Below are 23493 nucleotides of genomic sequence, written 5' to 3'. Positions count from 1 at the left end.
TTCAGGGTTGATAACCGGCGATCTGGAAGACCGGCGGGGTACCGGGGGCGCTGGCCTTGACGTACACCACCGAGAACTGCTCGTCCGGCAGCTCGACGGCCAGCGGCGCCTGCAGGCCCGGCCCTTTGATGAGCAGCTTGCGATCGGCCGGCGGACGGATGCGCGCGACCTGGATTTCCTTCGGCAGCGCGGTCCACATGCGCGTATCGGCGCGGGTCGTGGTGGCCTGGTAGACTCCCGCGGCCAGGCTGCCGGCCAGGCCGAACTGCTCCTTGGCCTTGTACTGGATGAAGCCCTTGGTGATGCTGCTGATCACCGCTTCGGTGACCTTCAGCGGGAAGTCCTTCTTGAATTCGGTCTGCACGACGCGGTCGATGCTGGCCAGTTGCTCAGTCCTGCCCAGCGACTTGCCGCCGGAGAACAGTTCCAGGTGGCTATAGGCCTGCTCGCGCAGCTTCAGCTTCGGCAGTGCCAGCTGCGAGTACTCCACCTTGTCGTTGACCAGGAACAGCGGAATCGGCACCAGCACTTCCTCGATCTCCGGGCCCAGGCCGTTCTCGAAGATCACCCAGACCGCCGGATTGAGCTTCTGCTTGCGCCACTCACCGCGAATGAGCTTGTCGACGACCATCAGGTCGGTCTTCACCGCGGTATTGCCCGGGTTCATGCCCGCCACCCGGCGCAGCGAATCGCGGGCCTTGCCCAGATCGTCGCGGTCGCTGCTGCCAAGCATGAAGTACAGGCCATGCAGGTAGTCGGTGTAGGGGTTGACGAAGTCCGGGTAGACCTCCCAGTCCTTCAGCTCCGGGTAGGCCTCGTACACCGACTGTTCCGCCTGCGCCCGGTTCGGCACCACGCTGCCCGCGCTCGCCTGTACCGGGGCCTCTGTCTTGGCCAGCTCCTCGGTCTGTTTCTCCTTCTGCGCCTCGATCTTGCTGCGGAAGTGCTCCTCGGCCCGCCGCTGGCGGTCGGCGGCACGGTTGAATTCGATGCGTGCGTTCTGCGCGTCGGCGAGGAACATGTTGTTCAACGCCTTGTAGGTGTTGACCATCACGCCGTCGTACACGGTCGGTGAATAGCGGTTGAGGTTGTTGTTCACCAACGTCGAGGTCACCTTTTCCAGCCCCTTGCGGGCGAGATGCTCGGTATCCTCTTCCTTGGCCAGCGTTTCGGCGGTGTCGAGGACCTGGTTGCTCAGCTGGAACTGGCCACTGGCGGTCAGCGCCGTGCCGGCCTGCAGGGACCACAACAGTTCCGGCTTTTTCTCGGTGGCCAGGCCGCCGGCATGCTGCAGCGCGGCATCGGCTGCGGCCTGATACTCACCGGACAGGTAGAGGTCGTTGAAGCTGGCCATTTTTTCCGTCGGCGCCAGCGTCTGGCAGCCGCTGGCCAGCGCGATGCCAGCCAGCAGGGCCAGATTGCGCAATGGGGGGAAGCTGGTTTTCATACGTCTCGAGTCCCTTGATCCATAAGGCTCCGGGCAGCTTCGAGCAAGCAGGCGCAAGACCTGTCGAACCAGTGACCGGAGGCCAGGGGCAGCGCGGGAAAAGGATTGACGAGAGATATTGCGAGGTGGGACGACGACGAGGGGAAGCAAGCGAACCCGGCATCCAGCCATTTCCATTCAACGCACGAGCGTTCAAACCGAACGACTCAAATCATTCCTTTGACTGATGCTCGCTGGCACAAGAGACTAGGCACTTCGTGTACAGCTCACACAGCCCGCCACCTGATGGCATTTTGATATTGCCCGTTGCGGGATGTTTCTGTCCACCCTGAATTTTCACCGGCACGAATCCGGGGGACGCGCGGCCGAGGTGGATCACCAACAATGGCGGGAGCCTGAACGCACTTTCGACAATGGCGAACCAGACGTGAACGACACCGCACACCGCAGCGCCGGACCGCGCTTCTGGCGCGACGCCACCCTGCCCTTCATCGAGGCGCGGGCGGTCGCCGACGGACGCAAGGTCTGCTATGCGCCGCATTGCCACGAGACGTTCTCCATCGGTGCGATCACCGCGGGCCGCAGCACCTACTTCAATGGCGAGGCGCGCGAGCGGCTCGAACGCGGTGCCGTGGTGATCGTCAATCCGCAGACCGTGCACGCCTGCAACCCCATCGACGGCCAACCCTGGTCCTACCTGATGTTCTACGTCGATGCCGGCTGGCTCGGCGCCTTGCAGCACGAACTGGGCGCCAGCGCCGATGGCCGGTTCAGCCCCTACGCACCGATCCTCAGCCGCGACCCGGCGCTGTTCGCCGGGCTGACGCAGCTGTATGCCACGCTGCTCGATCCAGAGGCCGAAACCCTGCACAAGCAGAGCGCCGCCATCGAGTATTTCAGCCAGCTTCAGCAGACGCTGGCACCGGCCGCGCCCACGCCGGGCGCCGAGCCGCTGCAACAGTTGCAGCGCGCCGCCGACTACATCGCCGGGCACTGCACCCACCCGCTGCGGCTGGAAGATATCTGCCAGGCCGCCGGGCTGTCGCCGTCCTACCTGATCCGCGCGTTCAAGCAGCACTACGGCATGACGCCGCATGCCTACCTGCTCAACCGCCGCATCCAGCGCAGCCAGCACTGGCTCAGGCAGGGCCGCGAGCTGGCCGAGGTGGCGCTGGACGCGGGCTTCGCCGACCAGGCGCATTTCCAGCGCACCTTCAAGCGCCAGCTGGCGGCGACGCCCGGCCAGTACCGCCTGGGGTCACCCCGCCAGTAGGTACAGGGCGCTGCCGGCCAGCAGCAGTGCCATCGTCCGGTTCAGCCAGCGTACCCGCGCGGCCTGCTGCAGGTAGCGGCTCAGGAAGCTCCCGGCCCAGGCCCAGCAGGCGATCGAGGCATAGCAGATGAGGAAGTACAGCCCGGCGAACAGCCACACCCGCAGCACATCGCCGTTCGCCGCGAACAATCCCATCCCCGCCACGGATGCCAGCCAGGCCTTGGGATTGAGCCACTGCATCAACGCACCGTCGAGCAGCGACGGACCGCCGTCCGCCTGGCCGGGTTCGAGCCGGCCATCGTCCACTGCCAGGCGGTAGGCCATGTACAGCAGGAAGGCGACGCCACCCCACTGGATGCCGCGCATCAGGATGGGCGCGCGCTCCAGCAGTGCGTACAGGCCGAGGCCGATCGATAGCAGCAGCAGGGTGAAACCGACCGTCGCCCCCAGGACATGCCGCGTGCTGGCACGAAAGCCGAAACGCGCGCCGCAGTTCAGTGCCACCAGGTTGACCGGCCCGGGCGTGATCGAAGACGCCAGGGCGAAGGCGGCCATGGAAAGATAAGGGTCCATAAGAGCTCTGCTTCCAGTGGATAGACCGGCAGCAGGCTAAGGCGCACGACGCGGGGATTATTGAAGGAAATTGCCCTGTCGGTGACGCGGACATGGGCGGCCTGCGCGGCGGCGCGCAGACCATGCTCGCGCCTGCAAGAACAGCGCCCCACGCCATCGCCCGCTCCTACGGAGGCCTTTCCTGCGCGACAGCGCTGGCGGACCGATTGGGCGGGATGATCTTCTGCCGTTCTCTTGCCAGGGCTTGGCTGTTGCAGGCACAAGCCGTTTGCACAGGCTCGCCGCCTACACCACACTGCCGGTTCACCCAACCGCAGTCGGAGATTCCATGCAGCTACTCACCCCCCAATCCCGCGCGGCCATTCTCGAAAACCCGGACGCCCTGGAATGCACCCTCTACCGCCCCGACGAATACGACGCGGAAGCGGAAGAGCAGGACCTTGGAGACGCACGCATCCTCATCACCGGCCCCTTCCAGCCACCGCAGGAATGGGACGCCAAGGATCGTGACGACTACTTCGACGGCACGCCGCCCGACGCCTTCGTCACGGCGCGCATCGCCTGCGAGGCCACGCCCGATTCCGGCGCCTATTTCACCGCGGTGCCGGGCGACTATGCCGCCGTGATGGAAGCGCCCGGCAAGGTCTCGATGTTCTACGTCTGGGATTGCCTGAACGATGCCGAAGGGCAGTACGTGCTGATCCGCGAGGAAGAAGACGACCTCTGAGCGACAGACCCGGCAGGCTTCCCAGGGCATCCGCCCCTGGGGAGTCCGTGGGCCAGCCCGGGGTGATGCTTTCGAGCCTCCCACTGGGTTCGCTGTTCGCCTGCTGCGTTGCGAAGGCCCGACCGCCGGGCGATGCTTCGCTGTGCAATGCCGGGCGGAGGTATGCAGCCCCGCCACGACACCGTTCACCACCGCCGAAGAGGAAGCCCATGCGCTCGCTCTCCAGCACCTGGCAATCGCCGGTTTCGCGCATGAAGCTGGTCGCCGGCCTTCTGCTGCTGTTCGCCGCCCTGCTGTACGTCGTCGCCACCGGCCTGCAGGCCATGCACCCGGCCTGGGGCTATGTCGCCTCCTTCGCCGAAGCGGCCATGGTCGGCGCCATCGCCGACTGGTTCGCCGTCACCGCGCTGTTCCGCCGCCCGCTCGGCCTGCCGATCCCGCATACCGCCATCATCCCGCGCAGCAAGGCGCGGATCGGCCGCAGCCTGTCGACCTTCATCACCACGCATTTCCTCGCCACGCCGCTGGTGCTGGCCAAGCTGGCGGAGCTCGATCTCGCCGGGCGCCTGGCCGGCTGGCTGCGCCATCCGGCCAATGCCGAAGCCGTCGGTCGTCGGCTCGCCGGCGTGGCGCACTTCGGCGTCGCCGCCCTGCATGACGAGCGGGTGCGCGCCTTCGTGCAGGAAAAGGCCCTCGGCCGCCTGCGCAGGTTCGACCTCGCCCCACCGCTGGCGCAGGCACTGGAAGTGCTGACCAGCCAGGGCCGCCACCAAGCGATGCTCGACGAACTGCTGGTCCGCCTCGATTCGATCATGCAGGACGAGCAGACCCGCGCCCTGGTCGCCGACGCGATCAGCGCGGAAATCCGTACCCTGCGCTACCTGGGCCTGAGCAGGCCGGTGGGCGGCTGGTCGGCCAACAAGTTCGTCGACGGCCTCTCGGCGCTGATCGCCGAAGTCGCCGCCGATCCCGGGCACCTGATCCGCCAGCGCTTCGACGAGCACGTCGGCGAATACATCGAACGCCTCAGGCACGATCCGACATACGCCCTGGAGGTCGAGCGCATCCTCGCCCAGTTGCTCGAACACCCGGCCACCAGCCGTTATTTCCAGTCCCTCTGGCAGGAACTCACCGACTGGCTGGAGCAGGACCTGGCCAGCGACGACTCACGTATCGGCCGGCGCATCGTCGCGCTCTGCCGCGGCCTCGGCGATGCGCTGGCCGCCGACGACGCCATGCGCGGCTGGATCAACGAACAACTGATGGCCGCCGCCCCGGCGATGCTGGAGCGCTATCGCGGGCAGATCGGCCACTACATCGCCCAGCGGGTGGAGAACTGGGAAAGCCACGAACTGGTCGAGCGGCTGGAGCAGAGCGTCGGCAAGGACCTGCAGTACATCCGTATCAACGGCACCCTGGTCGGGGGGCTGGTCGGGCTGCTGCTGCACGCGCTGACCCGGCTGCTGGGCGGCTGAAAATCCGGCTCAGGCGCCGAGACCGGTCGCCAGCGGCTGGTCGCCGCGCACGCTTGCCGGCCGCCCGTCCATGTGCCACACGCGGTTGGCCAGCGTGTCGGCATCGCGGGCATCGTGGGTCACGCAGATCATCGCCATGCCTGGCTGCTCGTTCAGCAGGCGAACCAGCAGCGTGCGCAGCTCGGCGGCGCGCCCCGCGTCCAGCGAGGCGAAGGGCTCGTCGAGCAGCAACAGGTCGGGGCGTATCGCCAGGCTCCGCGCCAGCGCCGCGCGGCGCGCCATGCCCAGCGAGAGCTGGTCGGGCAGGAGATCGCCGGCGCCCTCCAGACCGACCTCGCCCAGCAAGCGCTCGATGTCGGCGGCGGGCGCGCCCACCAGCGCCAGGTTCTGCCGCACCGTGCGCCAGGGCAGCAGGCGGTGCTCCTGGAACAGGTAGCCGATGCGCAGCCCATGACGCCGCCGGACCATCGGGCTCAGGCGTCGGTCGAGCCCGGCAATGGCATTGAGCAGCGTGGTCTTGCCGACACCGGAAGGCCCCAGCAGGCAGATGCGATCACCTTCGCGCACCCGCACATCGATCATGCCCAGCACCGCATGGCCGGCAGCGACGCCATCGATCCGCACCTCAAGCATGCCGCACCCCCGCTTCGCGCCAGTACGATGCCCGCCGCTCCAGCGGCTGCAGCAGCGTCAGCTCGATCAGTTGCACCACCGCGATGAAGGCGAGGCTGTAGGCCAGGATGCTCGCCACATCGAACACCTGGAAGGCCATGTGCAACTGGAAGCCGATGCCGTCCGAACGGCCCAGCAGTTCCACCACCAGGACGATCTTCCAGATCAGTGCCAGGCCGCCCCGGGTGGCCGCCATCAGGTAGGGGAACAGCTGCGGCAGCCAGACCTCCGTTACCCGCTGCCAGCGGCTGAAGCCATACACCAGGGCCATCTGCTCCAGCTTCGGGTCGAGGCTGCGTGCGCCCTCGCGCAGGGTCACCGCCACGTTCGGCACCTTGTTGACCACCACCGCCAGCACCGCCGCGGCCTCCACCAGACCGAACCAGACGTAGAGCAGGATGATGGTGACCAGCGCCGGCAGGTTGAGAAACAGCACCAGCAGCGGATCGAGGATGCCGTCGACCAGCCGCGAGCGCCCCATCCACACGCCGAGCAGTGCCCCCAGCGCCATCGCCAGCAGGAAGCTGCTGGCCACCCGGCGCAGGGTGACCAGCAGGTGGTGCGGCAGCTCGCCATTCTGCACGGCCAGCCAGAAGGTCTCCAGCACGGCAGCCGGTGCCGGCAGCAAGGACGTCTTCGCCAGTTGCGCCGCGACCGCCCAGAGCGCCACCGCCAACGGCAGTGCGATCCAGCCGGCCCAGCGTGCCGATCTCATCGGCCCGCCTGGAACAGCGTGGCCGGCATCGGCTTCGTCGGATCGGCAGCGGTCAGCAGCAGCAGGCGCTGCAGGTCGGCGATGCGCGGGGCATCCAGGGGTTGCGGAATGCCCTCGACGAAGCTGTCGCGCAACGCGGCGAACACCGCCTCGTCCTCGGCACGCATCAGTGGCCGGATCGCCTGCCAGTGGCCCTGCTCGCTCGCCAGCTGGTCCTTGGCCTGGCGCAAGGCGCCGGCGAAACGCCGCAGCAGATCGTCATGCCCGGCGGCCCAGGCTTCCGGGAACAGATAGCCGAGCACCGGCAGCCGGGGGTCGAGGTCCAGTGTCCGGAGCAGATCGGCCAGGCCGAACGCGGCATGCACCCCACCCTCGCCGCGCAGGCGGGCAGAGAAATGCCAGAAGGTCAGCAGCGCATCCACCTGGCCGCGTCGCAATGCCTGGCCGAGCAGCGGCGGTGCGGCGTACTGCACCGTCGCCTCGCGCGCCAGGTCGAGCCCCTGCGCGGCGGCCGCCCGTTGCAACAGCCGCCAGCCGAGCCCGTCGGGGCCGCCCGCCACGCCGATGCGCTTGCCGCGCAGATCGGCCAACGTGCGAATGTCGCTGCCATCGGGCACCAGCACTTCGCCGATCTGCGAGGAGAACGGCACGTAGCGATAGGCCGTCCCGGCCTCGTAGCGCGCCTGGGCCCAGAGCAGGTCGCTCACGGCCCCGTCGACGCTGCCGCTGGACAGCGCCAGCCGCGACGCCGGCACGTCGGCGGCCAGCCGTATCTTCAGTTCGAAGCCATTGCCGTGATCCAGTTGCTGGCGCTTGAGATGTTCCAGCTCCCAGTGCGGCGTGCCGAACTGCAGCACGCTCAGCGTCAGCACCGGCAAATCCCGTGCCTGCGCCGACAGCGATATCGCCGCCAGCGCAAGCACCAGCCCGATGCCACGACCGGCCCCGCGCCGGGAGCCGAGGGCACGTTTGAAACAGCGGATGAGGAGGGTCGATGAAGGCATCATGCCCGCAGGGTACGAAGCCCCCCGCCCGTGACGAATAGTACTTTGGTGCCTCTTGCCTGCTGCGATGGTCGCACCGGGCGCAGCCGGCGCGGCGCGGGTCAGGCCGGCTGTTCGATGCGCCGCAGCAGCCGCGCCTGCAGTTTCTCCAGTTCCGCCGGGTCGGCCTTGTGCGCCGCATGCACCGCCAGCCCCTCGCCGGCGTAGCGCGGGACGATATGCATGTGGATGTGGAACACCGACTGCCCCGCCGGCGCACCATTGAACTGCGCGACCTGCACGCCATCGGGTTGCAGCTCGTCGACGAGCACCCGGGCGAGCCGCTGCACCACCTTCATCACCTTGCACAGCGCCTCGCTATCCACGTCGAGGATGTTGCAGGCAGCCGAGCGCTTCGGGATCACCAGCGTATGGCCGAAGGACTGCGGGAACAGATCGAGGAAGGCGAGCACGTCGTCGTCCTCGTAGAGCTTGTAGCACGGCGCATCGCCCCGGATGATCTGGGCGAAGATGTTCTGCGGGTCGTAAGGCGTGGTCAGGGACACCGGGCGTCTCCATGGTGGACAGGAAAGCGGCACCATAGCCGGAGGTTGGCTAGGGCGCCAAGACGGAGGGAAGAGAAATGATCGCGACCGAGCGGTTGCGCCTGCGCCAGTGGCGCTCCGCGCACCGTGAATGCGGAGCCCCGCTGCGCAGAGTGCAGTTTGGCCCCGGATCGCCCGCAAGCGGGCTACAGGAGATCGCGGCAGGGCCATGACCGCGCGCTGCTCACCCAAGCATGCAACGGTACATGTAGGAGCCCGCTTGCGGGCGATCATGTCCCGCTGGGAATCCTAATCGCGACGGCACTAACGCAACTCTTGCGCCTTGGCGGCGTAATCGTCGCTGTTGATCTCGTGGGTCTCGAGCACGGCTTCGAGTTCCTGGCGGATCTGCGGATGGGTGACCTCCTCGAGCAGCGCCTGGAGCTTGCGAATCACCCATTTCTGCCCACGGTCGACCAGCGCCAGGCGCTCGCCCAGGTCGGCGATCGCCATGCATTTCTCGTAGAAGGCGCCGCGTTCGCGCCCCGGCTCGGCGCCGAGCAGCACCAGGCAGTCGCGCAGCCGCCGGCAGCTGTCGGCTTCGCCGCGATGTACCTGCGCCAGCACGCTACGCTGCAGCTCTCCCGTGGCCTCGCGGAGGCTGGCATTGGCGACCTGCGCCCCGGCCCGCTCCGCGCTCAGCAGTTCATCGAGCGCCGCGATCAGCCGCTCCCGCTCGATCCCCAACGATTCCACAGTCATGTTGTTCTCCTTGTCTCGACAATGGCCGGTGCCAGTATGCCCCGCGCGGCCGGGCGTCATTCACCGCAGCGGCAGGCCAGACGGCCATGCTAGCCGCACGCCGACAGAGGCTGAAAATGAAAAATACTGCCGCGACAGTGCAGTCTTTTTGCATCGTGGCCGATCACCGCAGCATGGACGAGCCATTGATTCAAAATAAATGAACTAGACGTGCATTATTATTCCTTTGTGCAAATCAAACAGGAGGACCACACTGGCCTGCGATCCACCTCGGCGCTCGCCTGGCGCCCAGGCACGACTCGCAGAGAGATCCCGGCAGAGGAACCCCAGGAGGCCGTGCAAGGTGGGGCGGAACCTTGCAAATCCCTTGCGTGCAACCGGTAATCTCCATGTCCAGAGTGATTCGCGCCGGCTCGGCCGGCGAAACCTTCAACTACGCCATCGTTCGCCAGTTCACCCTGATGACCCTGATCTGGGGCATCCTCGGCATGGCCATGGGCGTGTTCATCGCCGCCCAGCTGGTCTGCCCGCAACTCAATTTCGACCTGCCGTGGACCAGTTTCGGCCGCATCCGGCCGATCCACACCAACCTGGTGATCTTCGCCTTCGGCGGCAACGCGCTGTTCGCCACGTCCTTCTACGTCGTGCAGCGCACCAGCCGCGCACGGCTGGTTTCCGACGGCCTGGCCCGCTTCGTGTTCTGGGGCTGGCAGGCGGCGATCGTCGCCCTGCTGGTCAGCTACCCGCTGGGCTATACCACGTCCAAGGAGTACGCGGAGATGGAATGGCCCATCGCCCTGCTGGTCACGCTGGTGTGGCTGGTCTACGCCTGGCTGTTCTTCGGCACCATCGCCCGGCGCCGGGTCAGCCACATCTACGTCGGCAACTGGTTCTACGGCGCGTTCATCGTCGTCACGGCGATGGTGCACATCGTCAACCACCTGCTGGTGCCGGTCACGCCGTTCAAGTCCTACTCGCTGTTTTCGGGCGCCACCGATGCCATGGTGCAGTGGTGGTACGGGCACAGCGTGGTCGGGTTCATCCTCTCGGTGGGCTTTCTCGGGATGATGTACTACTTCGTACCCAAGCAGGCCGAGCGGCCGATCTATTCCTACCGGCTGTCGATCGTGCACTTCTGGGCGATCATCAGCCTGTACATCTGGGCCGGCCCGCACCACCTGCACTACACCGCCCTGCCGGACTGGGCGCAGAGCCTGGGCATGGTGATGTCGGTCATCCTCCTGGCGCCGAGCTGGGGCGGCATGATCAACGGCATGATGACCCTCTCCGGCGCCTGGCATAAGCTGCGCAGCGACCCGATCCTGCGCTTTCTGGTGGTCTCGCTGGCGTTCTACGGCATGTCCACCTTCGAAGGCCCGATGATGGCGATCAAGACCGTCAACGCGCTGTCCCACTACACCGACTGGACCATCGGCCACGTGCACGCCGGCGCCCTCGGCTGGGTGGCGATGATCAGCATCGGCACGCTGTACCACATGATCCCCCGGCTGTGGGGCTGCGAGCGGATGCACAGCACCGGCCTGATCAACGCGCACTTCTGGCTGAGCACCATCGGCACGGTGCTGTACATCGCCTCGATGTGGGTCAACGGCATCACCCAGGGCCTGATGTGGCGTGCGATCAACGAGGACGGCACCCTCACCTACTCCTTCGTCGAGGCGCTGGAGGCCAGCCACCCGGGCTATCTGGTGCGCTTGGCCGGCGGCGGGCTGTTCGCCTTCGGCATGCTGCTGATGGCCTACAATACCTGGCGCACCGTGCGTGCCGGCGAGCACGCCGTGCAGGCACCGATCCCCCACCTGGCCTCGGCGAGATGACCATGTTGCTGATTCTGCTCACCGCGATAACCCTGTTCTGCGCCGTCCTCAGCCTGGCGAACCTGTCCCGCCACGATGCGCAGCAGGCGGCGCTGCAACCCTTCGCCGACGACCCCGAGACCGCCCGGCGAGTGAGCGCCGAAACCGGGCTGGCCTGCGAGCGGGTGGTGCGCCCCGCCGCCGAACCGTCGCCGGCCTTTGTCCTCGAAGCCTGAGCAAGGCGGGCTCCGGGGCCGGCGATCAGGCACAATCACGCCCGAACGCTGAATACCTCCGGAGTCCTCTGATGCAACTGGCCAGAATCGAGCAACTGCTCGTTGGCAAAGCCGTGCCCTACACCCGTCCCGGCACCCATAGCGCCATCGCCAAGCAGGCGGTGGCCGGCCCGGTCCCGCTCGGCCCCGAAGGGCTGGAGGGCGACGAACAGGGCGACCGCAAGGTGCATGGCGGCGTGGACAAGGCGCTGCACCATTATCCGTACGAGCACTATCGCCAGTGGATCGAGCGGCTCGGCCCGTCGGCGCTGCTGGCGTGCCCCGGCGCCTTCGGCGAGAACATCAGCACCCTCGGGCTCGGCGAGGCGGACCTGTGCCTGGGTGACGTACTGCGCTGCGGCGAAGCGCTGCTGGAAGTGGCGCAGACCCGCCAGCCCTGCTGGAAGCTCAACGATCGCTTCGGCATCCCGGACATGGCCTTGCAGGTGCAGCAGAGTGGCATGACCGGCTGGTACTACCGGGTGCTGGAACCCGGCTGCCTGGAAGCCGGGCGGATGCTCGTCCTCGAACACCGGCCCCATCCGCGCTGGCCGCTGACGCGGGTGCTGGAGGTGCTCTATCGGCGCCCCCTGGACCAGGCCGCGTTGCACGAACTGAGCGAACTGCCGCTGGTGCCATCCTGGCGCAAGCTGGTCGAACGCCGCCTGGGCCAGCGCAGCGTGGAGGACTGGAACAAGCGCCTGTACGGGATCGACACGCAAGGCTGAGACGCGGGCTCTCAGAGCAGCACCAGCCCCAGCAGCCAGACCACGGCCATGCCCGTCACACCCTGGATCAGGGTCGCCATGGTCTGCGCACGGTAGGCGGTGGAGACCTTCATCCGGCTGAACTGCGACACCACCCAGAAGAAGCTGTCGTTGGCGTGGGACACCGTCATGCCGCCCGCGCCGATCGCCATGACCGTCAGCACCCGGCCCATCTCGCTGTCCAGCCCCAGGCTGCCGAGCAGCGGCGCGACCATCGCCGAAGTGGTCACCAGCGCGACGGTGGTCGAGCCCTGCGCGGTCTTCAGCGCGGCGGAGACCAGGAACGGCATGAACAGGCCGATCCCCAGCGCCGACAGGCTCTGGCCCAGGTAATCACCCAGCGGGGTGATCTTGAGCATGGCGCCGAAGGCGCCGCCGGCACCGGTGATGAGCAGAATCGGCGCCGCGGAGGCGATGCCCGCCGCCACCTGATCGTGGAATTGCTGGCGCTTGTTCTCGCCCCTGAGCAGGGTGCAGGCGAACCCCAGCCCGACCAGCAGAGCGGCGACCGGCTGGCCGATGAAGCTCAGCAGCGTGAACGCCATCCCCTCGCCCAGCGGCCGGCCGGGCAACGCGGCGACCGAGCCGATGCAGATCAGCGCGATCGGCACGAAGATCGGCGCGAAGGCCTGCCAGGCGCTGGGCAGGATGCCGTAGCGGGCCCGCAGGGTGTCGAAGTCCACCTCCTCGGCCAGCAGTTCGCTGGGGGCTTCGTCCAGCAGTTCGTGGTCGTCGCGCTTGAGGAAGCGGTTGGCCCAGAACAGCCCGGCCAGCGCCGCCAGCGCCGATACCACCAGGCCGACGGCGATCACCAGGCCCAGCGAACCCTGCAGCCCCAGGTTGCCGGCCGCGGCGATCGGCCCTGGGGTTGGCGGGACGAAGGTATGGGTGGCATACAGGCCGGTGGCCAGTGCCACGCTCATGGCCACCACCGAAACCTTCATCCGTGCCGCCAGGGCGTTCTTCAGCGAGTTCAGGATGACGTAGCCGGAATCGCAGAACACCGGGATCGACACCAGGTAGCCGATAATCGACAGCGTCAGCGTCGGGAAGCGCTCGCCCAGCAACCGGATCACGCTCTCGGCCATGGTGATCGCCGCGCCGGAGCGCTCGAGAATCACGCCGATGATGGTGCCCAGGGCGATGACGATGCCGATGTAGCCGAGGATGCCGCCGAAACCGGAGGCGACCGTGGTGAGAATCTCCCCGACCGGTACCCGGTAGGCGAAGCCGGCGAGAATCGCGGCCGCCAGCAGCGCCAGGAAGGGATGCAACTTCCAGCGCACCGTGGAAAACACGATGAAGGCGATCAGGACCAGCAGAATCAGGACCAACCCCATGATGGGCTCCTTGTGATCGTTCGGACGCCGGGCGAGCGTCGGCTGCGGCCAGCGCCGCCGCGCGGCTCGCCCCACGGCGTTGAGCATAGTGCAGCTTTTCCACGCTGCCCGGCCTGCCGCAGCCGCCGGCACGATGACAGTAGGCGAAACGCCGCGCTGCGGTTATCTTCGCCAGCTCTTTCCCGCAGGACCGACCGCCCGATGCTCCGTTTCGTCATTTGCTGCGCCCTGGCGCTCCATGCCTGCCTTTCGCAGGCGGATGTAGCCGTCCTGGAGATGCAGCACGCCACCCATGGCCGGATGCTGGTGGCCCGCGTGACCGAACAGATCGCACCGGGCGATTACGAAGCGCTGCTCGCGGGCATCACCGCCCACCCCGGTCGCTACGCCCGCAAATTGCTGATCCTCGACAACATCGGCGGCAGCGCCGCGGAGGCCATGCGCATGGGCTACCTGCTGCGCGAGACCGGTTTCGAAGCCCTGGTACCGCGCTCGGCCGTGTGCCAGGGCAGTTGCGTCTACCTGCTGGCGGCCGGTCGGCAACGGACGGTACGCGGCCATGTCGCCCTGCACCGTCCCTACCTGGCCAATGGCGACTCGGCCCTGTCAGGTGGCCAGCAGCCGCGAAGAACACCGCAGGCCTACTTCCGCGACATGGGCATGCACCCCAGCCTGGCGAAGGACATGCAGCGCTTCGAACCCTGGCGGATGCACCTCCTGACGCCCCGGGAGCTGGCGCGCTATCGCCTGCAGTAGGGTGGAAAACGGCGAAGCCTTTTCCACGCGTCCCTTCAGGCTGGCGCACAAGCGCTTCCAGGCCGCCTCGCTATCAGGTTGAAACGGCAACAGCCGCAGCCCACCCGCTTCCGGCAGAAAAACGCCTCCCCTGTCGATTCGCCGCCCGCCCGTTCGACCAGTGATCGGCACCGACGGAAATTCCTCACAGCACATCTAGGCTGTGTTGTGCGGGCGAATCATCGACAGAACCGACACGGAGACTCCCATGAAGATTTCCACCTACCTCACCTTCGACGGCCAGGCCCGCGAAGCCTTCACCTTCTATCAACAGGCGCTGGGCGGCACGCTGGAGATGATGACCTTCGCCCAGGCGCCGAACGCCGAGCAGTTTCCCGCCGAGCACCGCGAACGGATCATGCACGTCAGCCTGAAGCTGGGCGACGACCTGCTGATGGCCTCCGACACCCTGCCCGGCGACACCTGTGGCGGCGGCCCCTATGAAGGCATCAAGGGCTGCTCGATCACCCTCAGCCCGGACAGCGTGGCCGAAGGCGAACGCCTGTTCGCGGCGCTGGCCGACGGCGGCCAGGTGGTCATGCCGATGGAAAAGACCTTCTGGGCCGAACGCTTCGGCATGCTCACCGACCGCTTCGGCGTGTCCTGGATGGTCAACTGCGAGCGGGCGTGAGCCGGCTTCAGCGCGGCCGCTCCAGCGCAGCCAGCAACGCGCTCATGGCCTGCCAGTGCGACCCCTCCCAGTAGAGCTGCCGGCAGCGCTCGCAGATCAGGAAGCGCCGGTAGCGCTCGCGCACCCGCGGCGGCAGGCGCTCGAACACCGCCTGCCGGTCCACCTCGCGCAATGGGGCATTGCAGTTCATGCACAGGCTGAATGGCCGCGCATCGGCGGCCAGTTCCAGCCGCTCGTAGAGCTCGCGCAACTGCGCCGCCGGCTTGAGCGCATGCACGAAGCAGCCATGGACGACGTTGCGCTGCTTGAGCAGTTCGCGATCCCGGCTGAGCAGGATGCGCTCCTCGCGACGCGCCAGTTCGGCCATCGGCCCGTCCTCGAAGGCGTTGTCGTAGAGCGTGTCGAAGCCGGCCATGCGCAATAGCCGCGCTAGCCCGCCGAGGTGGGCGTCGGCGACGAAGCGCGGCCTGCCGGGCGGCCGATCTGGCGGCAGCCGCGCTTCAGCGATATCCAGCGACGCGAACTTGGGATACACCGCGATCCGGTCGCCGTCGGCGATCAGCCGCTCGAAGCCGGCCGGCTCGCCATTGACCAGCAGCAGCGCGATCTCGGTATGCGGCACGCCCAGCGCCTCGATCATGTGCTTGGTGGTCGCCGCCCGGGCGCAGGTACAGGTGATGCCCCGCCCACGGCGGTCGGCGGGCAGGAAGGCGTTGAGTTGCTGGTAGAAGCGGAAGGTCGCGGTGGTCATGGCCATGACTATGGCAGCCATGCGGTCGATCTGCCGCGCGATCCGTCACCTCGCAGCCACCGCCGCACGGCATACTGGTACGACACGAATCATCGGGAGCACAGGCGTGGATCTGCTATTTCTCGGCACCTCTTCCGGTACGCCCACCAAGGCCCGCAACGTCACCGGGCTGGCCCTGCTGGAGGACACCGGCAAGGGCTGGTACCTGATCGATTGCGGCGAGGGCACCCAGCACCGCCTGCTGCGCACGCCGCTGTCGCTGCATGACCTGCGCGCGATCTTCATCACCCATGTGCACGGCGACCACTGCTTCGGCCTGCCCGGCCTGCTCGCCAGCGCCGGCATGATGGGGCGCAAGGCGCCGCTGGCGATCGTTGCCCCGAACGGCATCGAGCCATGGCTGCGCGCGACACAGCGCATGAGCCAGAGCTGGCTGGGTTACGAACTGGACTTCCATGCCGTCGAAGCCCTGGGCGAATGGTGCAATCCCCAGGTCAGGGTCGAGGCCAGCGCCCTTTCCCATCGCGTGCCCTGCTACGGCTACGCCTTCACCGAGGCCCGTCCCGACCCGCGCCTGGACATCGACCGGCTCGATCGCGACGGCGTTCCCCGCGGCCCGCTGTGGGGCCAGCTGGCGCGCGGTTTCGATGTGCAGCACGAGGGCCGCACGCTGCGTAGCGACGACTACCTGAACTTCACCCGCACACCCCGGCGCATCGTCGTCGGTGGCGACAACGATCGCCCCGAACTGCTCGCCGAAGCCTGCCGGGGCGCCCAGGTGCTGGTCCACGAAGCCACCTACACCCAGGCCATCGCCGACGACGCACGCAATGACTTCGGCCACAGCACCGCCGCATCCGTGGCGGCCTTTGCCCATTCGGCCGGGGTGCCGAACCTGGTGCTGACCCATTTCAGCGCCCGCTACCAGCCGACGCCGAACCGCGGTCTATCCATTGAGGACATCCGCGCGGAAGCGGCGGCGCGCTTCGACGGCAGGCTGTACCTGGCCCACGACTTCCTTCGCCTGCGCCTCGGCAAGGACGGCGAACTGCAGCCGGTCGAGACGACACGCTGAGCGGTTGTCGTTTCGTCGGCTAAGCTCTGTGCAACGCGCCGAGGCCCTCGACGACCAGCACGACGATCGCCAGCCAGATCGCACCGTAGGTCAGCCACTGGTCGCGGGCGATGCTCTCGCCCAGGAGAATCGCCACCACCACCAGCAGCACCGGCTCGACGTAGCTGAGCAGGCCGAACAGGGCCATCTCCAGGCGCTTGCCGGCGACGATCATCAGCGCCAGCGCCAGCGCGCTGAGCGCGCCCAGCCCGGCGATGAGCAGCAAGAGCCGCGGCCACTCGCCCAGCAGGCGCAGGGTGTCGCCATCGGCCAGCGCGAACGCCGCGGCGACCGGCAGGCTGATGACCAGATCGAACCACAGCCCGCCGAGGTTCGCCGTGCCGATCCAGCGCCGCAGGGAGAAATAGCAGGGATAGCCGAGGGCGACCACCAGGGCCGGCCAGGACAGCGACGCAGCCAGCAGCAGTTCGTTGCCGACCCCGACCAGCGCACACAGGCAGGCCAGCCGCTGCAGGCGGCTGACCGCCTCGCGGAAGAGCAGGCGCCCGGCCAGCACCATGCTCAGCGGCAACAGGAAATAGCCCAGCGACACATCCAGCCCGTAGCCATTGATCGGCGCCCACATGAACAGCCAGAGCTGTACACCGACCAGCGCCGAGGAAACCGGCAGCGCCAGCCACAGGCGCGGCTCGCCCCGCAGGCGCGCCGCGATCTGGCGCACCTCGTCCCAACGCCCGAGGCCGAGCAGCAGCAGGGCCAGGCAGGGCGCGGTGAGCAGGATGCGCCAGCCATAGACCTGCTGGCCGTTCAGCGGCTCGAGCAGCGTGGTGTAGTAGTACAGCGCGGCGAACAACGCCGACGCTCCGAGCGAGCTGGCCACGCCCGGCAGGCCGTTGCGGCTGCCCATCGGTTTTTTCCTTGTATCACGCATGCCGCAGGCCTGCCCTCAGGGCTCGACCTGGGCCCATTGCTTGTTCAGGCGCTTGTCCGATACCGGCATGCGGGTGCCCAGTTGCTGCGCCCACAGCGACACGCGGTATTCCTCGAGCATCCAGCGATACAGCGTGAGCTCGGGGTCGCGCTTGCCCTCCTGCCGGTGCTTGTCCAGCCGCGCCCGATACTGCTCCCAGTAGCCGCCCAGCTCGCCGGACCAGACGCGGTCGCGCTGCAGCTGTGCGCCGATCTTGTCGAAGCGCTGCTCGATGGCCTTGAGGTAGCGCGGGTATTCCTTCAGCCACTCGGCCGGCGTCTCGCGGACGAAGCCCGGATAGACCAGATTGCCTAGCTGCGCCTTGATGTCGTTGAGCGCCACTGCCTGGGCCAGGTCGATCTTGCCCTTGAAGCGCTTCTGCAGGCCGTGCCAGTGCTTGAGGATTTCCAGCACCAGGCGCGCCAGGCGCTCGGCATGCGCAGTCCAGTCGCCACGCTTGCGCTCGGCCAGCGACGCCAGCGCCGCACCGTCACGCGGCAGTGCGGCCTCGCCATCGAGAATGCCGCTGTCCAGGCTGGCCAGCAGGATGTCCTCGACCAGCGCATCGACCTTGCCCATGTCACGGTAGAGCAGGCCCAGCTCGGTAAGACCCGGCAGCTTGCTGCGCAGGTACTTGGCTGGCTCGGCCAGCTGCTGCAGGAGCAGCCGCTGCAAGGCGCGACGGTGCTGCCAGTCGGCCTCGGCCTGGGTCGGGAAGCGCCCTTCCTTGACCACCCCGGCCTCTTCCACCAGCGCCGGGTAGACGGTCATCGACAACCCGGCCATTTTCGCCTGGGCCTTTTCCGCGACCTGGGCGAAGCCCTTGGCTTCCACCGGTTTCTGCTCGGCCTTGCGCTGCGGTGGCGCCAGCGCGGCCTGACTGGCCTCGGCGAAGCGTGCGGTGAGTTCGGCCAGGTCGCGGCCTTCGCCGAGGAACGTGCCACGGGCGTCGACCACCTCGATATTCATCCTCAGGTGCGCGTCGAGCTGGCTGGCCGCCTCGCGCCAGGCCTCCTCCGGCACGCGTGCGCCGGTCATGCGCAGCAGCTCGCGCCCCAGCGCCTCGGGCAACGCGCCCTCGCCGAAGACGATCTTCGCAAGCGCGGCCCGGACGAAATCCGGCACCGGCACGAAGTTCTTGCGGATCGCCTTCGGCAGGTTGCGCACCAGCGCCACCGCCTTGGTTTCCAGCAGGCCCGGCACCAGCCAATCGAGGCGTTCGCTGCGCAGCTGCGGCAACAGCGGCGCCGGCACGCGCAGGGTCACGCCGTCGCGCAGGTGGTTGGGTTCGAAGTGGTATTCCAGCGGCAATTGCAGCTCACCGATGCGCAGGTGATCGGGGTACTGCGCGGCAGTGACCTCGCTGGCCTCGCGGGCGAGCACATCCTCCTCGCGCATGATCAGGAGCTGCGGGTTCTTCTGGCTCTCGCGCTTGTACCAGTTCTCGAAGCTGGCGGTCTGGTAGATGTCCGCCGGCAGGCGCGCGGCGTAGTAGCCGAACAGGGTTTCCTCGTCGGCGAGGATGTCGCGGCGCCGCGCCTTGGCCTCCAGCTCGTCCATGCGTTCGAGCAGCTCGCGGTTGGCCGTCAGCGCCTGGGCGCGGCTGTTGATTTCGCCACGCACCAGGCCCTCGCGGATGAACAGCTCGCGCGCCGCCGGCGGGTCGATCGGCCCGTAGTGCACCGGGCGGCGGCCGACCACGATCAGCCCGTAGAGCGTGACCTGCTCGTAGGCCACCACCTGGCCGCGCTTCTTCTCCCAGTGCGGCTCGAAGTGGTTCTTCTTGACCAGATGGCCGGCCAGCGGCTCGATCCAGTCCGGTTCGATCTTGGCGACCATGCGCGCGAACAGCTTGGTGGTCTCGACCAGTTCCGCCGCCATCAGCCAGTTCGGTTTCTTGCGCCCGATGCTACTTCCGGGATGGACCCAGAAACGCCGCTGGCGCGCACCGAGGAAATCGCCCTCCTCGGTCTTGTTGCCGACCTGGCTGAGCAGGCCGGCGAGGATCGCCTTGTGCACCGCGGCGTAGCCCTTGGCCTTCTGCGCCACCTCGCTGGCTTCGGCCTGCTGGCGGACGATGGCGTTGACCTTGGTGTCTTTGGTGGGGGCGAGTTGGGAGGCGGCCTCGGGCGAACGCGTGGAAGAGGCTTCGCCGTCTTCCACCCTACGGGAGCCGGATTTTGCGTAGGGCGGATGGCCGGAGCCATCCACCGCCTTGCCCGCGCCCAGCTTGAGTTCGCGGGCGATCAGCGTCAGCTGGCGGTGGGCATCGCGCCACTCGCGAAGACGCAGATAGTTGAGGAAGTTCTTTCGGCACCAGCTGCGCAGCGCATTGGAGCCTAGCGCCTGGCGTTGCTCCTCGAAGCCGCGCCAGAGGTTGATCAGTGCGGCGAAGTCCGAGTCCGGGTCCTTCCATTGCGCATGGGCCTGGTCGGCGGCCTGCTGGCGGTCGGCCGGGCGTTCGCGCACGTCCTGCACCGAGAGCGCACTGGCCACGATCAGCACCTCGGCCAGGCTGCCCTGCTGCGCGGCCTCGAGCAGCATGCGGCCGAGGCGCGGGTCGATCGGCAGACGCGCCAGCTGGCGTCCCAGCGGCGTCAGCTGGTTCTCGCGGTTGACCGCCGAGAGCTCCTGCAGCAGGTTGAAGCCGTCGCTGATGGCCTTGCCGTCCGGCGGTTCGATGAAGGGGAAATCCTGGATGTCGCCCAGGCGCAGATGCAGCATCTGCAGGATCACCGCGGCGAGGTTGGTGCGCAGGATCTCCGGGTCGGTGAATTCCGGCCGGCCGAGGAAATCCTCCTCGCTGTACAGGCGAATGCAGATGCCCGGCTCGACCCGCCCGCAGCGGCCCTTGCGCTGGTTGGCGCTGGCCTGCGACACCGCCTCGATGGGCAGCCGCTGGACCTTGGCGCGGTAGCTGTAGCGGCTGATGCGCGCGGTGCCCGAATCGATCACGTAGCGGATGCCCGGCACGGTCAGCGAGGTCTCCGCCACGTTGGTGGCCAGCACGATCTTGCGCCCCGGGCGCGGCTGGAAGATCTTCTGCTGCTCGGCCGGGGTCAGCCGTGCGTACAGCGGCAGCACCTCGGTGAACTTCAGGTTGGCCTTGCGCAGCACCTCGGCGGCATCGCGGATCTCGCGCTCGCCGGGGAGGAACACCAGCACGTCACCGGGGCGCTTTCCGACGCTGCGCTCGTGGGCGGCGATTTCGTCCAGCGCGGCGAGGATGCCCTGGTCGACGGTGAGGTCGTCCTCGACGCGGTTACCGTCCTCGTCGGTCTCGGCGGCCAGCGGGCGATACCAGGTCTCCACCGGGTAGGTGCGCCCGGAGACCTCGATGATCGGTGCATCCGGAAGGCCGGCCCCATTGAAGTGTTTGCTGAAGCGCTCCAGGTCGATGGTCGCCGAGGTGATGATCACCTTCAGGTCCGGCCGGCGCGGCAGCAGGGTCTTGAGGAAGCCCAGCAGGAAGTCGATGTTCAGCGAACGCTCGTGGGCTTCGTCGACGATGAGCGTGTCGTACTTTTCCAGGAAGCGATCGTGCTGCGTCTCGGCCAGCAGGATGCCGTCGGTCATCAGCTTGATCAGCGTGCGCTCGGTGCTCTGGTCCTCGAAGCGCACCTGATAGCCGACCAGTTCACCGAGTGGCGCGCCGAGTTCCTCGGCGACCCGGGTGGCGACGCTGCGCGCGGCCAGGCGCCGCGGCTGGGTATGGCCGATCAGCCCGTGCACGCCGCGACCGATCTCCAGGCAGATCTTCGGCAGCTGGGTGGTCTTGCCCGAGCCGGTCTCGCCAGCGATCACCAGCACCTGATGCTTTTCCAGCGCGGCCTTGATCTCGTCGCGCTTGGCGGCAATCGGCAGGGCATCGTCGTAGCGGACGGCGGGCACGCTGCGCCGGCGCGCCTCGACCTTGGCGGCCGAGGCCTGGAAACGCTCCAGCCACTGACCGAGCTTGCCTTCGTCGGGGTTCTTGCGCAGCTCATGCAACTGCCGGCGCAGGCGGTGACGATCGGCGTACAGAGCCTGGTCGAGGTTTTTCAGCAGGGTGTCGATAGCGGGCGTTGCGTCGGTCATGGACAGCCGTGGGCAAATTCGTGAAGAGCGCGATTGTCGCAGATTTGCCCGGCTGGCCGTAGGCGGGAGACGCAACGCACCGGACGCGGCGGCGCGGGCGTTGCGCCCGCCGCCGCAACGCTGCACATCAGATACGGAATTGGCCGACCAGCTTCTGCAGGCGTTCGGCCAGGCCGTTGAGTTCCCGCGAGGTCTGCGCGCCCTGCGCCGCGTCGCTGGCCACCCCGTCCACCGCATCGGCGATGTGGTGCACGCTGCGGTTGATCTCCTCGGCCACCGCGGTCTGTTCCTCGGCGGCGGCGGCGATCTGCGCGTTCATCGAATTGATGGTGCCGATCAGCGCGGAGATGGCATCCAGCGACTCGCCGGCCTGGTTGGCCTGCTCGCGGGTGCTCTCGCCCTTCTCGCCGGCGCGCAGCATGGTCTCGACGGTATTCGCGGTGGCGCTTTGCAGGCGATCGATCATGCTCTGGATCTCGCCGGTACTCTGCTGGGTGCGGCTGGCCAGCGCGCGGACCTCGTCGGCGACCACGGCGAAGCCGCGCCCCGCCTCGCCGGCACGCGCCGCCTCGATCGCCGCGTTGAGCGCCAGCAGGTTGGTCTGTTCGGCGATGGCACGGATCACGTCGAGCACGCCGACGATGCCCTTCACATCCTGCTGCAACCCTTCCAGCGACTCGCCGCTACCACGCAACTCGCCCACCAGGCCGTGGATCTGCTCGATGCTGCGGTCCACCACCTGCTTGGCGGCCACGCCCTGCTGGTCGGTTTCCCGTGCGGCTTCGGCGGCACGCTGGGCACTCATCGCCACCTCATGGGCGGCGGCGGACATCTCGTTGATCGCGGTGGCAACCTGGTCGGTCTCGCTGCGCTGGTCGGCCATGGCCTGTTCGGAACGCTGCGCCTGGCTGGCTACCGCGCCGACCAGTCCGGTGAGCTGGGTGGTGGTGCCGGCAACCTGCTGCACCAGCGAGTGGATCTTCTCGACGAAACGGTTGAACGAGCCGGCCAGTTCGCCCAGCTCGTCCTGGCTGGTGACCGGCAGGCGCTGGGTCAGGTCGCCGTCGCCCTGCGCCATATCGTCGAGGTTGCGCTTGACCAGCAGCAGCGGCCGCAGCAGCGCATTGCTCATGACCATTGCCGCCAGCGCGATCACTACCAGCAGGGCCAGCGCCGAACCGATCATGATCGCCACCAGGCCATCGATGCGGCTCTGGAACTCCTGGCGGGCGGCCTGGACGTCGCGCTCGACGCCATCGAGGTTCAGCGAAGTGCCGAACACCATCTTCCACTTGGGCAGGAAGTCGGCGTAACCGACCTTGGGCACCAGCTCGCTGCTGTCGCCGAGGACGAAGCTGTAGTAGACGTAGTGACTGCCATCCTGCCCGGCCCTGACCAGTTCGCGGATGGAATAGACCCCGTTGGGGTCGCGGTAGTCATAGAAGCTCTGACCGATCTTGTCCTTGGTGTTGCCCTGCAGGATGCGTACGGTCTGGGTGTCGTATCCCCAGAAGTAGCCGTCCTTGCCGTAGGACAGCCGCTCGAGAATGGCGACCGCCTCGTCGCGCGCTTGCATATCGCCTTCGGCGGAACGCTCGTAGATCGGGCCGATGGCGTTGCGCGCCAGCTCGACGTAATGCTGGAGTTCGGCGCGGCGGTCCCGGATCAGGCTCTGTCGGGTCTGCTCTTCCTGTTCTTCGGCGAGGTTTTGCAGCTTGTAGACGGTGATTCCGCTCAGCAGGATGGCCAGAAGCAGGATCGGCCCCAACGCAAGCAGCAGGAGTTTGGATCGCAGACGCAGATTCGCAAGCATGTGTTCATAC

21 protein-coding genes are annotated in these 23493 nt (G+C 67.6%); 9 read left to right on the top strand and 12 right to left on the bottom strand.

The window, feature by feature from the left end; translation table 11 throughout:
• Nucleotide 1 precedes the first annotated feature (1 nt).
• Entirely contained in the window at nt 2-1447 is a 1446-nt protein-coding gene (locus tag CXK94_RS21115; RefSeq protein ID WP_102895779.1) for a COG3014 family protein, read from the bottom strand.
• Nucleotides 1448-1874: 427 nt separating this feature from the next.
• Here CXK94_RS21115 and CXK94_RS21110 point away from each other — a divergent pair, with 427 nt between their 5' ends.
• Entirely contained in the window at nt 1875-2720 is an 846-nt protein-coding gene (locus tag CXK94_RS21110; RefSeq protein ID WP_256046250.1) for a helix-turn-helix transcriptional regulator, read from the top strand.
• Here the strand turns inward: CXK94_RS21110 and CXK94_RS21105 are convergent.
• Nucleotides 2706-3293 (bottom strand): LysE family translocator, encoded by a 588-nt coding sequence (locus tag CXK94_RS21105; protein WP_102895777.1) that lies wholly within the window; start codon nt 3291-3293, stop codon nt 2706-2708. The two genes, CXK94_RS21110 and CXK94_RS21105, sit on opposite strands and share 15 nt — an antisense overlap.
• 328 nt (nt 3294-3621) lie before the next feature.
• On the opposite strand from CXK94_RS21105, the gene CXK94_RS21100 reads away from it, so the two are divergent.
• Both CXK94_RS21100 and CXK94_RS21095 read left to right on the top strand, forming a co-directional pair.
• The gene (locus tag CXK94_RS21100; protein ID WP_102895776.1) at nt 3622-4020 is read left to right on the top strand and encodes a hypothetical protein; all 399 of its coding nucleotides are present in this window, start codon (nt 3622-3624) and stop codon (nt 4018-4020) included.
• A 209-nt stretch (nt 4021-4229) separates the two neighbouring features.
• Nucleotides 4230-5495, top strand: a complete 1266-nt coding sequence (locus CXK94_RS21095; protein WP_102895775.1) for a DUF445 domain-containing protein — start codon at nt 4230-4232, stop codon at nt 5493-5495.
• A gap of 9 nt (nt 5496-5504) precedes the next feature.
• On the opposite strand, the gene CXK94_RS21090 is transcribed toward CXK94_RS21095, so the two are convergent.
• The 5 genes from CXK94_RS21090 to CXK94_RS21070 all read right to left on the bottom strand — a co-directional run bounded on the left by CXK94_RS21090 (nt 5505) and on the right by CXK94_RS21070 (nt 9172).
• A complete protein-coding gene (locus CXK94_RS21090; protein ID WP_102895774.1) occupies nt 5505-6128 on the bottom strand; it encodes an ABC transporter ATP-binding protein in 624 nt (207 codons plus the stop codon).
• The gene (locus tag CXK94_RS21085; protein ID WP_102895773.1) at nt 6121-6882 is read right to left on the bottom strand and encodes an ABC transporter permease; all 762 of its coding nucleotides are present in this window, start codon (nt 6880-6882) and stop codon (nt 6121-6123) included. Before CXK94_RS21085 ends, CXK94_RS21090 begins: the two co-directional genes overlap by 8 nt.
• Complete coding sequence (locus CXK94_RS21080; RefSeq protein WP_256046253.1) at nt 6879-7889, bottom strand: ABC transporter substrate-binding protein; 1011 nt, start codon at nt 7887-7889, stop codon at nt 6879-6881. The genes CXK94_RS21085 and CXK94_RS21080 overlap by 4 nt, the downstream gene beginning before the upstream one ends.
• A gap of 98 nt (nt 7890-7987) precedes the next feature.
• Nucleotides 7988-8431 carry an HIT family protein gene (locus CXK94_RS21075; RefSeq protein ID WP_037042504.1) on the bottom strand — a complete coding sequence of 148 codons (444 nt, stop codon included), beginning with the start codon at nt 8429-8431 and terminating at the stop codon, nt 7988-7990.
• 303 nt (nt 8432-8734) lie between these two features.
• Entirely contained in the window at nt 8735-9172 is a 438-nt protein-coding gene (locus CXK94_RS21070; protein ID WP_102895771.1) for a DUF6306 domain-containing protein, read from the bottom strand.
• 389 nt (nt 9173-9561) lie between these two features.
• Here CXK94_RS21070 and ccoN point away from each other — a divergent pair, with 389 nt between their 5' ends.
• From ccoN to CXK94_RS21055, 3 genes are all read left to right on the top strand, one after another.
• Nucleotides 9562-11010: a cytochrome-c oxidase, cbb3-type subunit I gene (ccoN, locus tag CXK94_RS21065; RefSeq protein WP_102895770.1), complete on the top strand. Its 1449-nt coding sequence runs from the start codon at nt 9562-9564 to the stop codon at nt 11008-11010.
• Nucleotides 11011-11012: 2 nt separating this feature from the next.
• On the top strand, nt 11013-11225 hold the full coding sequence (locus CXK94_RS21060; protein ID WP_180984463.1) for a hypothetical protein: 213 nt from the start codon (nt 11013-11015) through the stop codon (nt 11223-11225).
• Between the two features lie 71 nt (nt 11226-11296).
• Nucleotides 11297-11992: an MOSC domain-containing protein gene (locus CXK94_RS21055; RefSeq protein WP_102895768.1), complete on the top strand. Its 696-nt coding sequence runs from the start codon at nt 11297-11299 to the stop codon at nt 11990-11992.
• A gap of 11 nt (nt 11993-12003) precedes the next feature.
• Here CXK94_RS21055 and CXK94_RS21050 read toward each other — a convergent pair whose 3' ends face one another.
• Entirely contained in the window at nt 12004-13371 is a 1368-nt protein-coding gene (locus CXK94_RS21050) for a GntP family permease (RefSeq protein ID WP_102895792.1), read from the bottom strand.
• Nucleotides 13372-13572: 201 nt separating this feature from the next.
• On the opposite strand from CXK94_RS21050, the gene CXK94_RS21045 reads away from it, so the two are divergent.
• Both CXK94_RS21045 and CXK94_RS21040 read left to right on the top strand, forming a co-directional pair.
• Nucleotides 13573-14127, top strand: a complete 555-nt coding sequence (locus tag CXK94_RS21045) for a hypothetical protein (protein ID WP_102895767.1) — start codon at nt 13573-13575, stop codon at nt 14125-14127.
• Nucleotides 14128-14374: 247 nt separating this feature from the next.
• The gene (locus tag CXK94_RS21040) at nt 14375-14797 is read left to right on the top strand and encodes a VOC family protein (RefSeq protein WP_102895766.1); all 423 of its coding nucleotides are present in this window, start codon (nt 14375-14377) and stop codon (nt 14795-14797) included.
• Between the two features lie 7 nt (nt 14798-14804).
• Here CXK94_RS21040 and CXK94_RS21035 read toward each other — a convergent pair whose 3' ends face one another.
• Nucleotides 14805-15548 (bottom strand): Mut7-C RNAse domain-containing protein, encoded by a 744-nt coding sequence (locus tag CXK94_RS21035; protein WP_102895791.1) that lies wholly within the window; start codon nt 15546-15548, stop codon nt 14805-14807.
• Between the two features lie 106 nt (nt 15549-15654).
• On the opposite strand from CXK94_RS21035, the gene CXK94_RS21030 reads away from it, so the two are divergent.
• Nucleotides 15655-16623 carry a ribonuclease Z gene (locus CXK94_RS21030; protein WP_102895765.1) on the top strand — a complete coding sequence of 323 codons (969 nt, stop codon included), beginning with the start codon at nt 15655-15657 and terminating at the stop codon, nt 16621-16623.
• A 19-nt stretch (nt 16624-16642) separates the two neighbouring features.
• Here CXK94_RS21030 and rarD read toward each other — a convergent pair whose 3' ends face one another.
• From rarD to CXK94_RS21015, 3 genes are all read right to left on the bottom strand, one after another.
• Nucleotides 16643-17530: an EamA family transporter RarD gene (rarD, locus tag CXK94_RS21025; protein ID WP_102895764.1), complete on the bottom strand. Its 888-nt coding sequence runs from the start codon at nt 17528-17530 to the stop codon at nt 16643-16645.
• A 39-nt stretch (nt 17531-17569) separates the two neighbouring features.
• Nucleotides 17570-21670 (bottom strand): ATP-dependent RNA helicase HrpA, encoded by a 4101-nt coding sequence (gene hrpA / locus CXK94_RS21020; protein ID WP_102895763.1) that lies wholly within the window; start codon nt 21668-21670, stop codon nt 17570-17572.
• Nucleotides 21671-21797: 127 nt separating this feature from the next.
• The gene (locus CXK94_RS21015; RefSeq protein ID WP_102895762.1) at nt 21798-23483 is read right to left on the bottom strand and encodes a methyl-accepting chemotaxis protein; all 1686 of its coding nucleotides are present in this window, start codon (nt 23481-23483) and stop codon (nt 21798-21800) included.
• Nucleotides 23484-23493: the final 10 nt, after the last annotated feature.

Source organism: Stutzerimonas stutzeri (assembly GCF_002890915.1).
Taxonomy (GTDB): domain Bacteria; phylum Pseudomonadota; class Gammaproteobacteria; order Pseudomonadales; family Pseudomonadaceae; genus Stutzerimonas; species Stutzerimonas stutzeri_AF.
Note: the sequence above shows the minus strand (reverse complement) of the source record. Positions and strands in the feature narration are given on the sequence as shown.

Coding starts and splice junctions, on each gene's coding strand:
- CXK94_RS21115 (WP_102895779.1), bottom strand. CDS start 1,447: ATGAAAACCAGCTTCCCCCCATTGCGCAATCTGGCCCTGCTGGCTGGC.
- CXK94_RS21105 (WP_102895777.1), bottom strand. CDS start 3,293: ATGGACCCTTATCTTTCCATGGCCGCCTTCGCCCTGGCGTCTTCGATC.
- CXK94_RS21100 (WP_102895776.1), top strand. CDS start 3,622: ATGCAGCTACTCACCCCCCAATCCCGCGCGGCCATTCTCGAAAACCCG.
- CXK94_RS21095 (WP_102895775.1), top strand. CDS start 4,230: ATGCGCTCGCTCTCCAGCACCTGGCAATCGCCGGTTTCGCGCATGAAG.
- CXK94_RS21090 (WP_102895774.1), bottom strand. CDS start 6,128: ATGCTTGAGGTGCGGATCGATGGCGTCGCTGCCGGCCATGCGGTGCTG.
- CXK94_RS21085 (WP_102895773.1), bottom strand. CDS start 6,882: ATGAGATCGGCACGCTGGGCCGGCTGGATCGCACTGCCGTTGGCGGTG.
- CXK94_RS21080 (WP_256046253.1), bottom strand. CDS start 7,889: ATGATGCCTTCATCGACCCTCCTCATCCGCTGTTTCAAACGTGCCCTC.
- CXK94_RS21070 (WP_102895771.1), bottom strand. CDS start 9,172: ATGACTGTGGAATCGTTGGGGATCGAGCGGGAGCGGCTGATCGCGGCG.
- ccoN (WP_102895770.1), top strand. CDS start 9,562: ATGTCCAGAGTGATTCGCGCCGGCTCGGCCGGCGAAACCTTCAACTAC.
- CXK94_RS21060 (WP_180984463.1), top strand. CDS start 11,013: ATGTTGCTGATTCTGCTCACCGCGATAACCCTGTTCTGCGCCGTCCTC.
- CXK94_RS21055 (WP_102895768.1), top strand. CDS start 11,297: ATGCAACTGGCCAGAATCGAGCAACTGCTCGTTGGCAAAGCCGTGCCC.
- CXK94_RS21050 (WP_102895792.1), bottom strand. CDS start 13,371: ATGGGGTTGGTCCTGATTCTGCTGGTCCTGATCGCCTTCATCGTGTTT.
- CXK94_RS21045 (WP_102895767.1), top strand. CDS start 13,573: ATGCTCCGTTTCGTCATTTGCTGCGCCCTGGCGCTCCATGCCTGCCTT.
- CXK94_RS21040 (WP_102895766.1), top strand. CDS start 14,375: ATGAAGATTTCCACCTACCTCACCTTCGACGGCCAGGCCCGCGAAGCC.
- CXK94_RS21035 (WP_102895791.1), bottom strand. CDS start 15,548: ATGACCACCGCGACCTTCCGCTTCTACCAGCAACTCAACGCCTTCCTG.
- rarD (WP_102895764.1), bottom strand. CDS start 17,530: ATGGGCAGCCGCAACGGCCTGCCGGGCGTGGCCAGCTCGCTCGGAGCG.
- hrpA (WP_102895763.1), bottom strand. CDS start 21,670: ATGACCGACGCAACGCCCGCTATCGACACCCTGCTGAAAAACCTCGAC.
- CXK94_RS21015 (WP_102895762.1), bottom strand. CDS start 23,483: ATGCTTGCGAATCTGCGTCTGCGATCCAAACTCCTGCTGCTTGCGTTG.